Genomic DNA, 14,679 nt, shown 5'->3' on the forward strand with positions numbered 1-14,679 from the left:
CAGGGGGTGATCTGCTGGTGGATCGCTTGGTGGCCGGGGACTTCCTGCGCCCTGCGATGCTGCTTCGAGGCTTGCAGCTCCGTCGCCCTGCCCTCTGCTGCTGGAGGGTGGACCTGTTGATGGGATTCAGTGGGCTGCTGGTGGAACCCCTGGCTTGGCTGCAGTTGTGGCTGTTGGATCGCCAGTTGCAGAAGGCTGCACTTCCGGATGATCCGATCGTGGTGATTGGCCACTGGCGCAGTGGCACCACCTATCTGCATCAGTTGCTGGCCTGTGATCCCACGCTGGCCATGGCGCGCAACGCGCTCACCATGGCGCCGCAGGTGGCCTTGCTACTCAAACCCTGGTTTTGCTGGGCACTCAAAGTGTGGATGACGCGGCAGCGGCCGATCGATGCGGTGCTCTGGGGGCCGGACGACCCCCAGGAGGATGAGCTCGGTCTGGCCCGACTCACCATCGACACCAACATGGTGGGGATGGCCTTTCCCCTGGCCTATCCCTGGTTTTTCCGCCGCAATGTTCTGGGTTTGTCTGGTGCCTTCGAGAGGCAGTGGCTGCATTTCACCAAGCTCACCTGGCTCCATGACGGCAAGGGGAAGACGGGACTGCCGATCAAGAACAGCGCCCATTCCGCCCGGGTGGAGTTGGTGCTGCGCCACTGCCCCAGGGCACGCTTTGTGCTGTTGCGCCGTAATCGGCAGGCCTCGATCCGCTCGCTGGTTCAGGTGAAGCAGCGGTTGGGTTCTCTGGTGGGGCTCCAGCCCCTGCCCGATGCCGTCACCCAGGTGGAGGAAACGGTGGCGCAGGCCCGCAGCTACACCGCTGATCCGGTGACTCTGCCCTTGGCGGCGGAACAGCGCCTGAACGACCTGATGGAGGAGGCATGACCCCAGCCCACGATCGTCGCCAACGCTTGCACGAGCTTGTGATTGCCCTGATTGCCCAGCAGGACGATCTACCCCTGCTCGATCCCGATCAGCCTGACCTGGAGGGGACGGCCCCCGGCCGTTGGCTGGATCAGAACCGCCGCAGCCTGCATCGCTATCAAGCCTTGGTCCGCACGGCGGTCACCTTGGATGCCCTGCTGGATGCCGAGGACAATCCTTCACCCTTGTCTGCAGGATGATCTCAACGGCTGGCTGATCGCGCCAAACCTGGCAATCTGGAGCGACTCTCGGCCCCTGCATGGCTTCGTTCGGTTGGTCCGCTTTGAACTCCCTGCTGGGCCGCGACAAGCAAGCCAAGCGCTGGCAGACACCGGAGGCCTCCTGGACCAGACCCTTCGGCCTGGGCTGGGACAAGCCCTACACGGTTCGCTATGCCAGCAACCTCGACGACGGCCCCAACCACGGCATGCCGCTGGGTGGTTTCGGAGCTGGCTGTTTTGGGCGGGCGCCCGACGGCAACATCAACCTCTGGCATCTCGATGGCGGCGAGCACTGGTTTGGGGTGCTGCCCGATTGCCAGTTCGCCCTGTTTGAGAAGAATGGCCGCGGCAAGCGTGCCCACGCCCTGGCAGTTCAGCCGGATCAGGATGCTTCGCGGCCGGAGGGCGGCCAGCCACTGAAGGCCTGGGAGTGGTACCCGGCCAGCACGCTGAACCGCAGCACCGGCAGCTACGCCGCCCGCTACCCCCTCAGTTGGACCAGCTATGAGGGCGTATACGACGCTGAGGTGCGTTGTGAGGCCTTCAGTCCGATCTTGCCGGGTGATTACCAGCGCACTAGCTACCCGGTGGCGGTGTTCGTCTGGATGCTGCGCAATCCCAGCGACCAGCCTCTGGATTTGTCGTTGCTGCTGAGTTGGCGCAACACCACCGGCTGGTTCACCAACACCGATGCCTCGGCGGAGGTTCACTTCCGCGATGACGGCAGCCCGGAACACAACTACGCCCCGGCCATCGGCAGCACTGCCGGCCAGCGTAACCGTTGTATTGACGATGGCTCCCTCAAGGGAGTGGTGCTCGAGGGCAACGTCTCCAACCCCGTTGCCGAAGGTGAGGGCCAGTGGTGCATTGCCACAGCCGAGCAGCCTGGTGTGACGATCCAGCGCTGCAGCCGCTGGAATCCCAGCGGTGATGGTCGTGAGCTCTGGGACAGCTTCAGTGCCGATGGCTCCATCCCCGAAAGCAACAACGATCGACGCAGTGGATCCGACGATCCCCTCAGTGCTGCGCTGGCAGTGCAGTGTCAGCTGGCCCCTGGGCAGAGCATTGAGATCCCGCTGGTGATCAGCTGGGACCTTCCCGTAACGGCCTTTGCTACCGGCAGCCAGGCGCTGCGCCGCTACACTGATTTCTTCTGTGCGGATGCCAACCAGGCGGTTGCCATTGCCGCTGAAGCGCTGCGTGACTGGCGCAGTTGGCGCCAGCAGATCGAGGCCTGGCAGCAGCCGGTGCTGCAACGCCAGGACCTGCCGGAACCGCTGCGGATGGCTCTGTTCAATGAGCTTTACGACCTCTGCAGTGGAGGCAGTCTCTGGAGTGCGGCATCACCTGAGGATCCCTACGGCCGCTTCGGCGTTCTCGAGTGCCTCGACTACGCCTGGTACGAAAGCCTCGATGTTCGTCTCTACGGATCCCTGGCCCTGCTGCAGCTCTGGCCTGAACTCGACAAGGCCGTGTTGCGCAGTTTTGCTCGGGCGATTCCGGCGGCGGACGCCACCCAGCGCCCGATCGGCTGGTACTTCACCCAGGGCCGGGGCCGGGTGGAGGCTGATCGCAAGGTGAAAGGAGCCACCCCCCACGACCTGGGGGCTCCCAACGAGATCCCCTGGGATGCGACCAACTACACCGCTTATCAAGACTGCAACCTCTGGAAGGACCTTGGCAGTGATTTTGTGCTGCAGGTGTGGCGCACCTTCAAGCTCGCTCCCAGTGGTGAAGACATTCGCTTCCTCGCCGATTGCTGGCCGGCGGCCGTAGAGGCGCTGCGCTACTTGAAGACGTTCGATGTGAACAACGACGGGCTGCCCGACAACGGTGGTGCCCCGGATCAGACCTTCGATGATTGGCCCCTCAAAGGGGTGAGTGCTTACTGCGGCGCTCTTTGGATCGCTGCGCTTGAGGCTGCCCTTGCCATTGCTCAGACGCTCCAACTCAGCACCGGGTTGGACACCTCTGCTGAGCAACGGGAATTCAGCGGTTGGCTGGAGCAATCCCGGGGCAACTTCGACAAGCTGCTCTGGAACGGCGAGTACTACGACATTGATGCCGAAAGCGGCACGCCGGTGGTGATGGCCGATCAGCTCTGCGGCGATTTCTATGCACGGCTCTTGGGCCTGCCTCCGGTAGTGAGTGATGCCAACAGCCGCAGCACCTTGAAGGCCGTCAAGGAGGCCTGCTTCGAGGCTTTCGATGGCGGTTCTCTTGGCGTGGCCAACGGCTTGCGCCGCGATGGCACGCCCTTGGATCCCAACGGCACCCACCCGCTCGAGGTGTGGACGGGGATCAACTTTGGGATCGCCAGTTATTACCGCTTGATGGGTGAAAAGCAGGCGGCGGAAGCGATCTGCTCAGCCGTTGTTGAGCAGGTGTATTCCGGTGGTCTGCAGTTCCGTACCCCTGAGGCGATCACCACGGTGAACACCTTCCGGGCCTGCCATTACCTGAGGACCATGGCCATCTGGGGGCTCTGGGCCACGGAGACCGATTGGACTCTTATCCCCGGAGCGGATGCCCGTTGAAGCGTGGCGCTGGGGGACTCGCTGAATTAGCTGCGGTAATCCCTGGCGAAGTGATTGCGGCTTTGGAAGCCGTAATGGCAGGCAATCTCATGCACGGTGTTGCCGCCAATGGCCTGCTGCACTTCTGGGGAGCTGAGGCCATTCAGCATGATCGCTTGGCCGGTGTCCTTGAACCCCTAAGCCCTTAGATCTTTCATCAGTCCCGCTCCCAGAGCCGGTATACCACTGGCTGTTCCCTGCAACTGATGGGGTGATAACGCCTCCAGCGTCGCCACTTCCACCAGATTGTCCTGGCCCCCTCCCATCAGCTGGGCCTGGATCAAGGCGCTGATCTCGTCAAACCGCTGGGTGTGGAGGTTGGCGAAGTTGGATCGTTGGATCACCTCGAGCGTCTGGTGATCACCGGTAGCGGTGGCGAGCTGTTCAAATCGCGTTTGGGAGACAAGCTCCACCTGGATGTGGGCCCCCGCGGGAAGCTGAACAAAAGCGTCGCTCAGGCTGGTCTGAAAACCATGCAGGGAGCCGGGTTGTGTTTCCTTCCCACGAACCACCGGCTATTGATAGGTGGTGTTCAAGTTGAGGGGTATCCTCCCAGGGCGGTCGGTTGCCCTGAAGCAGCAGCTCTTAATTGGTTTGGATTGACAAAACCGACAGCTGCCGTGAACCACCCAGCCGAAAGATCCCACGGAGTTCACCACAGCTCAATTGGGCGGCATCCATCTTGAATCCCACCGCCTGCAGGGTCGCACTGAGCCCAGGGGCCGAATGAAAAGCAACCTCCATGCGCTGATTGTTGATGGAAATCGCCTCAAAGCCAGGATTGTTGTGAGAATTCTCCGACTGAACGTTCTCCCCATGCGCCGTTTGCTCTGTTGTTTGTTGGCTGCTCTGGGGCTGCTGCTACTCACGCCGGGTACGGCCTGGGCTCAGGTGCATCAACATGAGAACGAGGCCGGTGTCGCCATGGTGCGTTCGCTGGAGAGCCTGCGGGATCTCGATTACGACAGCTGGCAGGCGGTGGCCTACCGCGAGGGCCCTTCGGGCCAGCCGGTGGTGCTGCGCGTGGTGGGCTACCCCGGCAAACTGCGGCTCGATCATCCAGTGAGCCTCCAGGTGTTGGCGGGTCGGCGCGAATGGCAGTTGGACGACATCACTCTGGCCAATCCGGTGCTAGCCACCGATGGCCGCGACGCAGCGGCTGAATTTGCCCTCGATCCTCTGCTGGACGATCTCAGCAACAACCGACCTCTGCGTTTGGCGTTGCCGGGTGTCTTCACCGAGTTGCCGATCCCTCCCTACGTCGTGGGTGAATGGCGGTCCCTGCAGGAACTGCCTCTCAGCTGATGTGGGAGCTCTGGATGCGGCGGTCCCTGGCCCTGGCCGCTCTTGCTGAAGGTCACACCAGCCCCAACCCTCTCGTGGGGGCAGTTGTTCTTGATCGCGAAGGGCGACTTGTGGGCGAAGGCTTTCATGCGCGGGCCGGAGATGCCCATGCTGAGGTGGGTGCGTTGCGGCAGGCCGGGGATGCGGCCCGGGGCGGAACCCTTGTGGTCACCCTTGAACCCTGCTGCCACCACGGCCGCACGCCCCCCTGCAGTGAGGCGGTGCTGCGCGCGGGCATTCGCCGCGTTGTGATCGCTCTGGAGGATCCCGATCCCCGGGTGGATAGGGGCGGCATCCGTCAGCTGAGGGAGGCGGGGCTGGAGGTGATCAGTGCTGTGCTGCGCGAGGAGGCCCGCCAGCAGAACCGGGCCTTTCTGCATCGCGTTCGCACCGGCCGCCCGTTCGGGATCTTGAAGTGGGCCATGAGCCTGGATGGCCGCACCGCTTTGCCCAATGGCGCCAGCCAATGGATCAGCGGTCCATCCGCCCGCGATTGGGTGCATCGGCTGCGCAGCGGCATAGATGCCGTGGTTGTTGGGGGCGGCACGGTTCGCGGCGATGATCCGCTGCTCACCAGCAGGGGCCGGCGTTCACCGGAACCGCTGCGGGTGGTGCTGAGCCGCAGTTTGGATCTGCCGGATCAGGCCCAGCTCTGGGATACCGCGGTGGCGCCCACCCTCGTGGCCCACGGACCCGATGCCGACCCCCAGCGTCTGCCATCCGGTCTTGAGGCTCTTGGGCTTTCGGCCTGTGAACCGATGCAGCTGATGGAGGCCCTGGCGGAACGGGGTTGCAACCAGGTGCTTTGGGAATGCGGCCCCGGGCTGGCGGCCGCTGCGATCCATCAGGGCTGTGTGCAGGAGATCGTGGCAGTGGTGGCTCCGAAACTGATGGGGGGCACGGCCGCCCGCACTCCCCTTGGAGATCTGAACTTCAGCGCCATGGATCAGGTGTTGCAGGGGCAGTGGCATCAGAGCGAACCCCTAGACCAGGATTGGTTGCTGCGTTGGCGCAGCGGCACCTGAGGTCAGCGCTCCTGGCTTTGGCGATCAAGGCTGCTCGCATACCTGCCGATCAGCACGCCCATCACAGCAGCGAGGTACAGCGGTCCGGCGACGCTGGTAGCCACACTCACCATCTGAGCCAAGGGCAGCATCGGGCTGATGTCCCCGAAACCAACCGTGGTGACGCAAACGAATGCGTAGTAGTTCAGTGCTGAAAAGATGCGGGCGTTGGCTAAGACACTCGTGTCGCTGATATTGGCCAGTTCCAAGGGCACGAAACTGCCCGGTTGGATGGTTTCCAGGGCACTCATCACCAGCCCTGCGGCGAGTCCGATGTGCAGGTAACCGGCCGTTGCACCCATCAGCAGCGCTTCGGTGACGCGCTTGGTGTTGGCGAAGCGCGTCACCAGGCGGATCACGCTCCAGCCCACCAACCCATTCCAGCTCAGGGCCAGCGGCATTCCGCTGTAGATCAGCTCCAGGGGCGTGAGCAGCCAGAGCTACATGGTCGCGACGGCGACCAGTCCCAGACCCCGCCCGATACAGGGCACCACTCCAAGGTGCCTTGCTGCTCCCCACCATCACCTGCGTGAGCAGCAAGGCAACCAGGGTGTAGCCGGTGTAAGTCGCTCAGTCCAAGCGGGGAAAGGCGAAGCCCACGGTGGCGATCAGGGTGAAGAGCAGCAGCAGCTTCAACTGGGTGCCATCACGCTGCAGCAGTCGCCGAACCAATTTCACCAACACCTTGGCCACTACGTCAGACCTCAGGGTCGGCGGCCAGCAACTGCTATCAAGCGTTGATCAGTCCAGGAGGGAGAGCTGCTGGTGGTTCTTTTTGGGGGCGGCTGGCTTCAGTGCTCTGCAGTCCCATGGCTCCGCTGGTGATGGCGTGAGCATCGGCTCGAGGGCGCGTCGGTGGGCTCCATCACCCGGTTCAAGTCAGACGTTCTCCAACCCGTCGGGAATAATCACCGGCATTCGATCGTGCAATGGCGCCATCAGGCTGTTGGGTCGCGTCGTGATCACGCAGCAGGTCTCCACTTCATTACCATCGGGGCCGATCCAGCGGTCCCAGAGACCGGCCAGCCAGAACATCTGCCGGTCTTTGCGCTGGATCAGGTGCCCGTTTTCAAAAAAAGCCTGTGCCGGGCAGAAGGCAGCGGTGATGACGCCATGGCCTGCGAAAGGAGGCTTTCTCCGCAATGGTTTCGGCGCAGACATTGATCGGTCGTGGTACCTGCAGCGGGTCTTTGACCCAGCCCGGCAGGAGGCCCCAAAGCATGTGGGAGAGTAAGGTCTTCTCGTGTTCGCGCCGTACCGCCAGCACCGGTTCGTGGGGGCGGATTTAGGTCGCGTGGGGCATAATGCTCCAACCAGGCGCTGTCATCCAGCCGCAACCAGCTGCTCATCAACCGTTGTAATTCCACGCGAGGCGTGTCGAGGCAATAGCGACCACACGTGGGCAGAACCTAGGCGCCGTTCGGTTCTTACACCCGTTGATTGCCAGAGATCCCTCGTAGCGTGTCGGAACTCTCAGGCCATCCATGCCGATCCGCCAGGACGATAACCAGCCGAACCGTCGCTTCGGGATCATCAACCTGGTGCTGATTGGCTTCGGGGTGTTGCTGCTGTTCAGCAGCTTCTTCCCCAGCAATGGCATGCAGCAGGTGCCGCGGGTGCCTTACTCCCTGTTCATCGACCAGGTGAATGACGGTGCGGTGAAGCGGGCCTTTATTACCCAGGATCAGATCCGCTACGAGCTGAGTAATCCCGAGGAGGGCACGCCTCCGGTGCTGGCCACCACGCCGATCTTCGACATGGATCTGCCGCAACGCCTGGAGACCAAGGGCGTTGAATTCGCGGCAGCCCCCCCCAAAAAGCCCAATATCTTTACCACCGTCCTCAGTTGGGTGGTGCCCCCCCTGATCTTCATCCTGGTGCTTCAGTTCTTCGCCCGCCGCTCGATGGGCGGTGGTGCTCAGGGGGCTTTGAGCTTCACCAAGAGCAAGGCCAAGGTCTATGTGCCCGATGAGGAGTCGCGAATTACCTTCGCCGATGTGGCGGGTGTGGATGAGGCCAAGCAGGAACTGACTGAGATCGTCGACTTCCTCAAGCGTCCCGAGCGTTACACCGAGATCGGTGCTCGCATCCCCAAGGGTGTGCTGCTGGTCGGCCCCCCAGGTACTGGTAAGACCCTTCTTTCCAAGGCCGTGGCTGGTGAAGCCGAAGTGCCCTTCTTCATCATTTCCGGCTCGGAGTTCGTGGAACTCTTCGTTGGTGCTGGTGCCGCACGCGTGCGCGACCTGTTCGAAGAAGCCAAGAAAAAATCGCCCTGCATCATTTTCATTGATGAACTCGACGCCATCGGCAAGAGCCGTTCGGGCTCCATGGGCGTTGTTGGCGGCAACGACGAACGGGAGCAGACCCTCAACCAGCTGCTCACCGAGATGGATGGCTTCACTGCGCAGGACAAGCCGGTGATCGTTCTGGCCGCCACCAACCAACCCGAGGTGCTGGATGCGGCCCTCCTTCGCCCAGGCCGTTTCGATCGGCAAGTTCTGGTGGACCGTCCGGACCTCTCCGGCCGCAAGACCATTCTCGAAATCTACGCCAAGAAAGTGAAGCTGGCTACAGGCGTTGACCTCGACAGTGTGGCCCAGGCCACCAGTGGCTTCGCTGGAGCTGATCTCGCCAACCTGGTGAATGAAGCCGCCCTGCTGGCAGCGCGCGCCCAGCGCACCAGTGTTGAGCAACAGGACCTCGGTGAAGCGATCGAGCGTGTTGTGGCCGGTCTGGAGAAGAAGAGTCGCGTCCTGCAGGACGATGAAAAGAAGGTGGTGGCGTATCACGAGGTAGGCCACGCGATCGTGGGCCATCTCATGCCTGGCGGCAGCAAGGTGGCCAAGATCTCGATCGTGCCCCGTGGCATGAGCGCCCTGGGCTACACCCTGCAGCTGCCCACCGAAGAGCGCTTCCTCAATTCCAAGGAAGAACTCCAGGGGCAGATCGCCACGCTTTTGGGTGGTCGCTCTGCTGAGGAGATCGTCTTCGGCAAGATCACCACGGGTGCTGCCAACGACCTGCAGCGGGCCACCGATTTGGCTGAGCAAATGGTGGGCACCTACGGCATGAGCGACACCCTGGGGCCCCTGGCCTACGACAAGCAGGGCGGCGGCCGTTTCCTCGGGGGTGGTAACAACCCACGCCGCTCGGTGAGTGATGCCACGGCACAGGCCATTGATAAGGAAGTCCGCGGGCTGGTGGACCAAGCCCATGACGACGCCCTCGCGATCCTGCGGGAGAACATGGCGCTGCTTGAGACGATCGCCCAGAAGATCCTTGAAAAAGAGGTGATCGAGGGGGATGACCTTAAGCATCTGCTTGAGGCGAGTGTGCTGCCATCGGGTGTGACCGCTTGACGGCAGCGGGCCTCATCCCCGATAACAGTCCTTTGAACCGTCGCGATGGCTACCGCTTCTGCGGGCGTTGCTGCTGTCCTCTCTCCGCTGTGCGGATGTGACTTCCTTTCTTCAGCGGATTGCTCCGCGGAGGAAACAGCAGCGTTGCTGGATCTGGCTGCACAACTGAAGAGCGGCGATCGTCGGATCGATCTCGGTAACCGCGTTCTAGGTCTGATCTTCAGCAAGGCCTCCACCCGAACCCGTGTGAGTTTTCAGGTGGCCATTGCCCGCCTCGGCGGTCAGACAGTGGATCTCAATCCTTCTGTCACCCAGCTCGGCCGTGGCGAGCCACTGGAGGATACGGCTCGGGTTCTCAGCCGATACTGCGATGTGCTTGCGATTCGCACCTTCGCTCAGCAGGAACTGGTGGACTACGCCCACTGGGCCTCGGTGCCGGTGATCAACGCCCTTACTGATCTGGAGCATCCCTGTCAGGCCCTGGCGGACTTCCTCACCATGCAGGAAACCCATGGCGCCCTTCCCGGGCAGACCCTGGCCTATGTGGGCGATGGCAACAACGTTGCTCACTCCCTGATGCTGTGCGGTGCCTTGCTGGGGGTGAATGTGCGTATCGGCTGCCCTGAGGGCTTCGAGCCGTTGCCGGGTGTGCTTGAGCAGGCCCAATCCTTGGCACAGCACAGTGCCTCGATTGAGGTGGTGACCGATCCCCGTGAGGCGGTGGCGGGTGCCCAGGCCGTTTACACCGATGTCTGGGCCTCCATGGGCCAGGAAGCCGAACAGGCTCAGCGGGAGCAGGCCTTTGCTGGGTTCTGTGTGGATCAAGCCCTAATGGAGCAGGCGGCAGCCGATGCGATCGTTCTGCACTGCCTGCCGGCCCACCGCGGTGAGGAGATCAGCGCTGAGGTGATGGAGGGCATGGCGAGCCGCATCTTTGATCAGGCGGAAAACCGCCTGCATGCGCAGCAGGCTCTGTTGGCGGCGTTGATGGGTGGTGTGTGACGGTAATCCACCGCTGGTTGGTGCCGTTGATCGTCACCGTTCATACGGTGACGGCGTCAGCGGATCAGACCACCCATAAAAAACAGCAGAGCACGATTGCCCGATGGACGGCCGAGAAAATTTGTGAGATGGGTGTGAATGCCTTTTATGCGTTGCCGGATCCTGAGCTCAAAACCATGTTTGAGCGCGACACCTCGATGCGTTACGAGGATGTCCCCACCGCACCGAATGATCAGGAAAAGTCCCGCATCACCGGGCAGTTGATGGGATATCTGATGGCGGCCTGTCCGCAACAGCTTGAGTCCTACAAAAACCGCTGAAGAGCATCGCGATGCGTAAGGAACGCTGCTGGGTTTGGTTCAAAGGTGGCCTCTCTGAGGAGGGGCACTGGATGTCGGGCTGGGTGGCCACCACAACCGAGGAGCCGGAGCTGCTGATTGAACATCCCGGTTACGTCTCCTGCCGGGTTCCGGAATGGCGTGTGGTGTTCAAGGAGCCAAAAGACCTAAACCTGGCGCCGAGCATTCCCGACGCTGCGGTGTGGAAGCTGGTTTGAACTGAGCTAGCGCTTGCGGTGCAGGACAAGGAACGGTACAAGTGTATTGCCCGAACCTTTTCTTGCGGTGACCCGTGCCCCCCAAGAGCCTCTCACCACTGCTCAGCAAGAGCTTTACGACTGGTTGGCGGACTACATCGGCACCCATCGCCACAGCCCTTCCATTCGCCAGATGATGCAGGCGATGGGACTGCGCTCTCCTGCGCCGATCCAGAGCCGGTTGCGCCATCTTCAGCAGAAGGGATGGATCACCTGGCAGGAAGGCCAGGCGCGCACCTTGCAGCTCTTGGGCGATACGGTTGGTGCCACCGGGATTCCCGTGCTGGGCGCCGTTGCGGCGGGTGGCCTTGTGACGGCTTTCGATGATGTTCAGGAGCATCTCGACCTGGCGCCGGTGCTGGAGACCCGTGGCCTGTTTGCTCTGACGGTGAATGGAGATTCGATGGTCGACTCTCACCTCGCCGATGGTGATGTGGTGTTGATGGAGCCGGTGCAGGATCCACAGCGGCTGCGTAACGGCACCGTGGTGAGTGCTCTGGTGGCCGGCAGCGGCACCACGCTCAAGCATTTCCATCGCCAGGGGGCGACGGTGGTTCTTGAAGCTGCCAACCCCGCTTATCAACCGATTGAGCTTCCCGCCAAACAAGTGGAGGTGCAGGGTCGCTTGGTTGCCGTCTGGCGTCAGGCCTGAGGCTCCCGCGGTGTAAGGTATGACACGACGACTTTGAAGCAACCACGTCGACTTGGGGCCATAGCTCAGCTGGTAGAGCACCTGCATGGCATGCAGGGGGTCAGGAGTTCGAGTCTCCTTGGCTCCATTTTTTGAAGCCCAGTCTTTGACTGGGCTTTCTTGTATCAAGGCATATCGCCCTGTGAAGCGTCTCAGCTCATTTAGCGCGATTTTTAGCCCGACTTTTATTTGCATACCGCCGATAGGTGAGGTGGTAGGTGCCCCTATTTGCTGGTTGCAATAGCTGTCAGTAGCGCATAAATTTTTTGCAACGTTGCGAGTGGCCAGTCCTTACTGGCACCACTCCTGTCCTTACGGCAGCACGATTCCGCCAAAGCGGTCTAACGGCGATTCAACGGTTTCCGCCTTTGCAAGTAATTGGCATGCGCAAAAATCGTCTCGCACCACCATCGAAGACCACCATCAACGATCAGGACGTTTTCGTTTCGGCGAAGTGTGGCCCTGAGGAGCTTCCTGTTGCAGTGATTAAAGACTTGTTGCTCATAGACAATGCATCTGATGGCGATGAGTGGAAAGGGGAGTTACGCCCCTGTGATCGCATTTGGCAGGCGTATCAGGAACGTGGTCGAAGTGGAGAACGCTGGATATTCAGGAACTTCATTACGACGTTGCCTAACGGCATTACCGTTCACACTCGTGGTGAAGGGTATTTGGGCTGTGAGCCGAATCCTTTTAGGAACGTCACTGAGCCCCATCTGCGCGCTGCATTGAAAGCAAAGGGATACCTCTAAGGAATCCTTTCAATGAACCTGTCCACACGAGCCGCGGCGGCATTAGGCCGTTCGCCTGACTATTTGAAGTGCCTGCGTGACAGCCATAGTGGCTTTCTTGTGCATGGCACCCACCACTGGGTTGGGCCCAGTCCAAATGCCCCAATCACTTGGGACATTGATGCAGTGCGTGAGGCGATCGCTAAACGCGGCATGCAGGCATGACGCATCGTCGAGTTCTGAGCCATGCAGAAATCAAGTCCTGCGTGGCCCTGCCCGTGTTGCGGGAGAACGCGTGACAGCGACTGCCGCTGGAACGACACCACGATCCTTTGCCATCAGGGCCAGTCACATGGCCCTCCATCGCATCTCAAGCGCGGCGACACCATCAACATCGGTGGCAAGCAGTGGGCCGTTATCCGCCTTGACGGCGGCTTCGCTGGCTGTGCCATGGTCCTCAAGCCGCATCGCGGCAAGGCCCGCTCACGCGCTTACAGCCGTCTTTTGGGGGCGACAACGCCCCCGATGGACAAGGTCGGTCGCCTTGCTGCCGAGGAGATTGAAGAGGCCATCGCTGACATTGACCGCGCTTTAGCGGTCCCGCTATTTGAGTTTTTGCGGCCCGACGAGATGCGCAGGGATTTTGCGCTGGCGTTGGAGACCTACGAGGCGACCAATGCCTTCTGAAAAACCGTCGGCAAGTTGGCCCGCTCGCGGCCCTGCCCACGGGAAAGAAAAGCCATTCTTGACCGTGCGTTGAAAACGCTCTGGTGGATGTGCAGAGAGGTGGAGGAGTTCCGCCGCAATGAGCTGGGCGACTGAAACCAGCTCGGAGAACCAATCGCTTGTAGACCATTCAAGGAGCCAAGAAGTGGATGACCCCCGACAGTTTTTAGAGGCCGCCGCCGCCGCCGAAGAACCAGAAGTCTTCGGCCACATCCGAGCCGAGATGAGTCGCATACGAGCGAGCCTTCCTGCTGAGGAAGCTCCTAGGTCTGGAGATGTAGGAAAAGCCCCCAGCGCGGCTTCACTGCTTGAAGCCAAGCAACCAGACGATTGGTTGATTGATCAGTTCGGTGCCCGCGGGTCAATGGTTGTCTTCGGCGGGGCCACAGGAGCCAGCAGAAGCACCTTAGTTTACGGGGTGGCTCAGGCCATCAGCACTGGCGATGTTTTTGGCGGACAGCTCCAGTGCAAGCGAGGCAAGGTTCTGGTGATCCAGAGCGATGAGAGCGAAAGGAACGCCCAGCGCAAGTTGCAGGTCATGGGCATGGATCCAGCCTTTGACCTGCTCACTGACATGGAACAACTGGACCTAGAGCGGCTGACTCGCCTTCAGCAACTCAATGGCTACGACGCTATCTTCATTGACTCCATCACGACGCTGTTAGGTCGCTCCGACGATGGCCCGCGGATGGTGGACGCGGAGTTTGATCTGCCGATTTATGCACTCAACGACTGGGCAGATCAGAACAACGTTCTGGTGCTTATGACTTGCCACCTGCGTAAGCAGGCACGAGACGCTACCAGCAACACAGTCAGGATTGGTGATCTCTTTGGCGCAGGCAGTCAGGCATGGGCTGCCAGTGATGTCTGGGTGATCTGGAAGGCGGATACAGCCGATGACAGCTACGACACGCACCTAATCCTCAAGTGCCTAAAGAGGCGTTTCTGCGAGGAAGGCACTGCTTGGAATCTGGATGGATGCAAGGAGGACTACTCGCATCGTGTCGTCAGCGTTGTTGACCCGTCTGATTTGCTGCCGCTGAAAAGCAACGAGATTAAAAATCGGGTGCTGGCCTTGATCAAAGGAAGTGGCAAGCAATGGACCACTAAGGAGATCAGCCAAACCCTCGCCTGTAATCAAGAACACGCTCGCCGCACACTGCAATTACTGCTGACTGAAGACAAGGTTTTGCGTCGCAAGCTTCCGTCTACAGGTGGTCGCCCTGTATATGCCTATACTGAATAGAGCTTTTCCTACATTCCCAACACTGGTATCCAACACCTTGGCAGTTCCTGATTAGTAACAACAGCGCCAGTTGTAAGTGAGTGGCTAGAAGCGCCTCACTAGTTAGTTACCCATGAATACTTCTCAGACGCTGATCACATTTCTTGCGTTCGGTGCTTCTGTAAGTTCAATCGTCGCTTGGCGTTTCGCTGCCTCACG

General features: G+C 60.9%; 17 protein-coding genes, 1 tRNA gene and 1 pseudogene. 14 read left to right on the forward strand and 5 right to left on the reverse strand.

Features of this window, described 5'->3' with window-relative positions; genetic code table 11:
- The 3 genes from ACGVJ8_RS07850 to ACGVJ8_RS07860 all read left to right on the forward strand — a co-directional run.
- A partial coding sequence (locus ACGVJ8_RS07850; protein ID WP_392346993.1) for a sulfotransferase occupies window positions 1-887 on the forward strand: 887 nt, incomplete at its 5' end.
- Complete coding sequence (locus ACGVJ8_RS07855) at window positions 884-1,126, forward strand: hypothetical protein (protein WP_114988399.1); 243 nt, start codon at window positions 884-886, stop codon at window positions 1,124-1,126. The genes ACGVJ8_RS07850 and ACGVJ8_RS07855, both read left to right, overlap by 4 nt.
- A 59-nt stretch (window positions 1,127-1,185) precedes the next feature.
- Window positions 1,186-3,684 carry a GH116 family glycosyl hydrolase gene (locus ACGVJ8_RS07860; RefSeq protein ID WP_392346995.1) on the forward strand — a complete coding sequence of 833 codons (2,499 nt, stop codon included), beginning with the start codon at window positions 1,186-1,188 and terminating at the stop codon, window positions 3,682-3,684.
- Between the two features lie 26 nt (window positions 3,685-3,710).
- On the opposite strand, the gene ACGVJ8_RS07865 is transcribed toward ACGVJ8_RS07860, so the two are convergent.
- Both ACGVJ8_RS07865 and ACGVJ8_RS07870 read right to left on the reverse strand, forming a co-directional pair.
- Window positions 3,711-3,833, reverse strand: coding sequence for a hypothetical protein (locus ACGVJ8_RS07865; RefSeq protein WP_392346997.1), 123 nt, complete (start codon window positions 3,831-3,833; stop codon window positions 3,711-3,713).
- 27 nt (window positions 3,834-3,860) lie between these two features.
- Window positions 3,861-4,235: a hypothetical protein gene (locus ACGVJ8_RS07870; protein WP_392346999.1), complete on the reverse strand. Its 375-nt coding sequence runs from the start codon at window positions 4,233-4,235 to the stop codon at window positions 3,861-3,863.
- Between the two features lie 304 nt (window positions 4,236-4,539).
- Between ACGVJ8_RS07870 and ACGVJ8_RS07875 the strand changes: the two genes are divergently transcribed.
- Window positions 4,540-5,028, forward strand: a complete 489-nt coding sequence (locus ACGVJ8_RS07875; protein ID WP_392347001.1) for a DUF3122 domain-containing protein — start codon at window positions 4,540-4,542, stop codon at window positions 5,026-5,028.
- A gap of 14 nt (window positions 5,029-5,042) precedes the next feature.
- Complete coding sequence (gene ribD / locus ACGVJ8_RS07880; RefSeq protein WP_392347003.1) at window positions 5,043-6,092, forward strand: bifunctional diaminohydroxyphosphoribosylaminopyrimidine deaminase/5-amino-6-(5-phosphoribosylamino)uracil reductase RibD; 1,050 nt, start codon at window positions 5,043-5,045, stop codon at window positions 6,090-6,092.
- A gap of 2 nt (window positions 6,093-6,094) precedes the next feature.
- Here ribD and ACGVJ8_RS07885 read toward each other — a convergent pair whose 3' ends face one another.
- From ACGVJ8_RS07885 to ACGVJ8_RS07895, 3 genes and pseudogenes are all read right to left on the reverse strand, one after another.
- Window positions 6,095-6,532, reverse strand: coding sequence for an ion channel (locus tag ACGVJ8_RS07885; RefSeq protein WP_392347005.1), 438 nt, complete (start codon window positions 6,530-6,532; stop codon window positions 6,095-6,097).
- Window positions 6,533-6,701: 169 nt separating this feature from the next.
- Entirely contained in the window at window positions 6,702-6,824 is a 123-nt protein-coding gene (locus tag ACGVJ8_RS07890; RefSeq protein ID WP_392347007.1) for a hypothetical protein, read from the reverse strand.
- Between the two features lie 48 nt (window positions 6,825-6,872).
- Window positions 6,873-7,480 (reverse strand): annotated as a pseudogene (locus ACGVJ8_RS07895) (SOS response-associated peptidase).
- A gap of 135 nt (window positions 7,481-7,615) precedes the next feature.
- Here ACGVJ8_RS07895 and ftsH point away from each other — a divergent pair.
- The 9 genes from ftsH to ACGVJ8_RS07940 all read left to right on the forward strand — a co-directional run bounded on the left by ftsH (window position 7,616) and on the right by ACGVJ8_RS07940 (window position 14,481).
- Window positions 7,616-9,490 (forward strand): ATP-dependent zinc metalloprotease FtsH, encoded by a 1,875-nt coding sequence (gene ftsH, locus ACGVJ8_RS07900; protein ID WP_392347009.1) that lies wholly within the window; start codon window positions 7,616-7,618, stop codon window positions 9,488-9,490.
- Window positions 9,491-9,535: 45 nt separating this feature from the next.
- A complete protein-coding gene (gene argF, locus ACGVJ8_RS07905; protein ID WP_392347011.1) occupies window positions 9,536-10,492 on the forward strand; it encodes an ornithine carbamoyltransferase in 957 nt (318 codons plus the stop codon).
- The gene (locus ACGVJ8_RS07910; protein ID WP_392347013.1) at window positions 10,489-10,812 is read left to right on the forward strand and encodes a hypothetical protein; all 324 of its coding nucleotides are present in this window, start codon (window positions 10,489-10,491) and stop codon (window positions 10,810-10,812) included. The genes argF and ACGVJ8_RS07910 overlap by 4 nt, the downstream gene beginning before the upstream one ends.
- An 11-nt stretch (window positions 10,813-10,823) precedes the next feature.
- Entirely contained in the window at window positions 10,824-11,048 is a 225-nt protein-coding gene (locus ACGVJ8_RS07915) for a hypothetical protein (RefSeq protein ID WP_392347015.1), read from the forward strand.
- A gap of 67 nt (window positions 11,049-11,115) precedes the next feature.
- Complete coding sequence (gene lexA, locus ACGVJ8_RS07920) at window positions 11,116-11,739, forward strand: transcriptional repressor LexA (RefSeq protein WP_392347017.1); 624 nt, start codon at window positions 11,116-11,118, stop codon at window positions 11,737-11,739.
- A 54-nt stretch (window positions 11,740-11,793) separates the two neighbouring features.
- Window positions 11,794-11,866, forward strand: a tRNA-Ala gene (locus ACGVJ8_RS07925).
- Window positions 11,867-12,161: 295 nt separating this feature from the next.
- Complete coding sequence (locus tag ACGVJ8_RS07930) at window positions 12,162-12,530, forward strand: hypothetical protein (protein WP_392347019.1); 369 nt, start codon at window positions 12,162-12,164, stop codon at window positions 12,528-12,530.
- 225 nt (window positions 12,531-12,755) lie between these two features.
- Window positions 12,756-13,196 carry a hypothetical protein gene (locus ACGVJ8_RS07935; protein ID WP_392347021.1) on the forward strand — a complete coding sequence of 147 codons (441 nt, stop codon included), beginning with the start codon at window positions 12,756-12,758 and terminating at the stop codon, window positions 13,194-13,196.
- Between the two features lie 118 nt (window positions 13,197-13,314).
- Window positions 13,315-14,481, forward strand: a complete 1,167-nt coding sequence (locus ACGVJ8_RS07940) for an AAA family ATPase (protein ID WP_392347023.1) — start codon at window positions 13,315-13,317, stop codon at window positions 14,479-14,481.
- Window positions 14,482-14,679 lie beyond the last annotated feature (198 nt).

The sequence above is a fragment of the Parasynechococcus sp. genome (genome assembly GCF_042954245.1).
Lineage (GTDB): Bacteria > Cyanobacteriota > Cyanobacteriia > PCC-6307 > Cyanobiaceae > Parasynechococcus.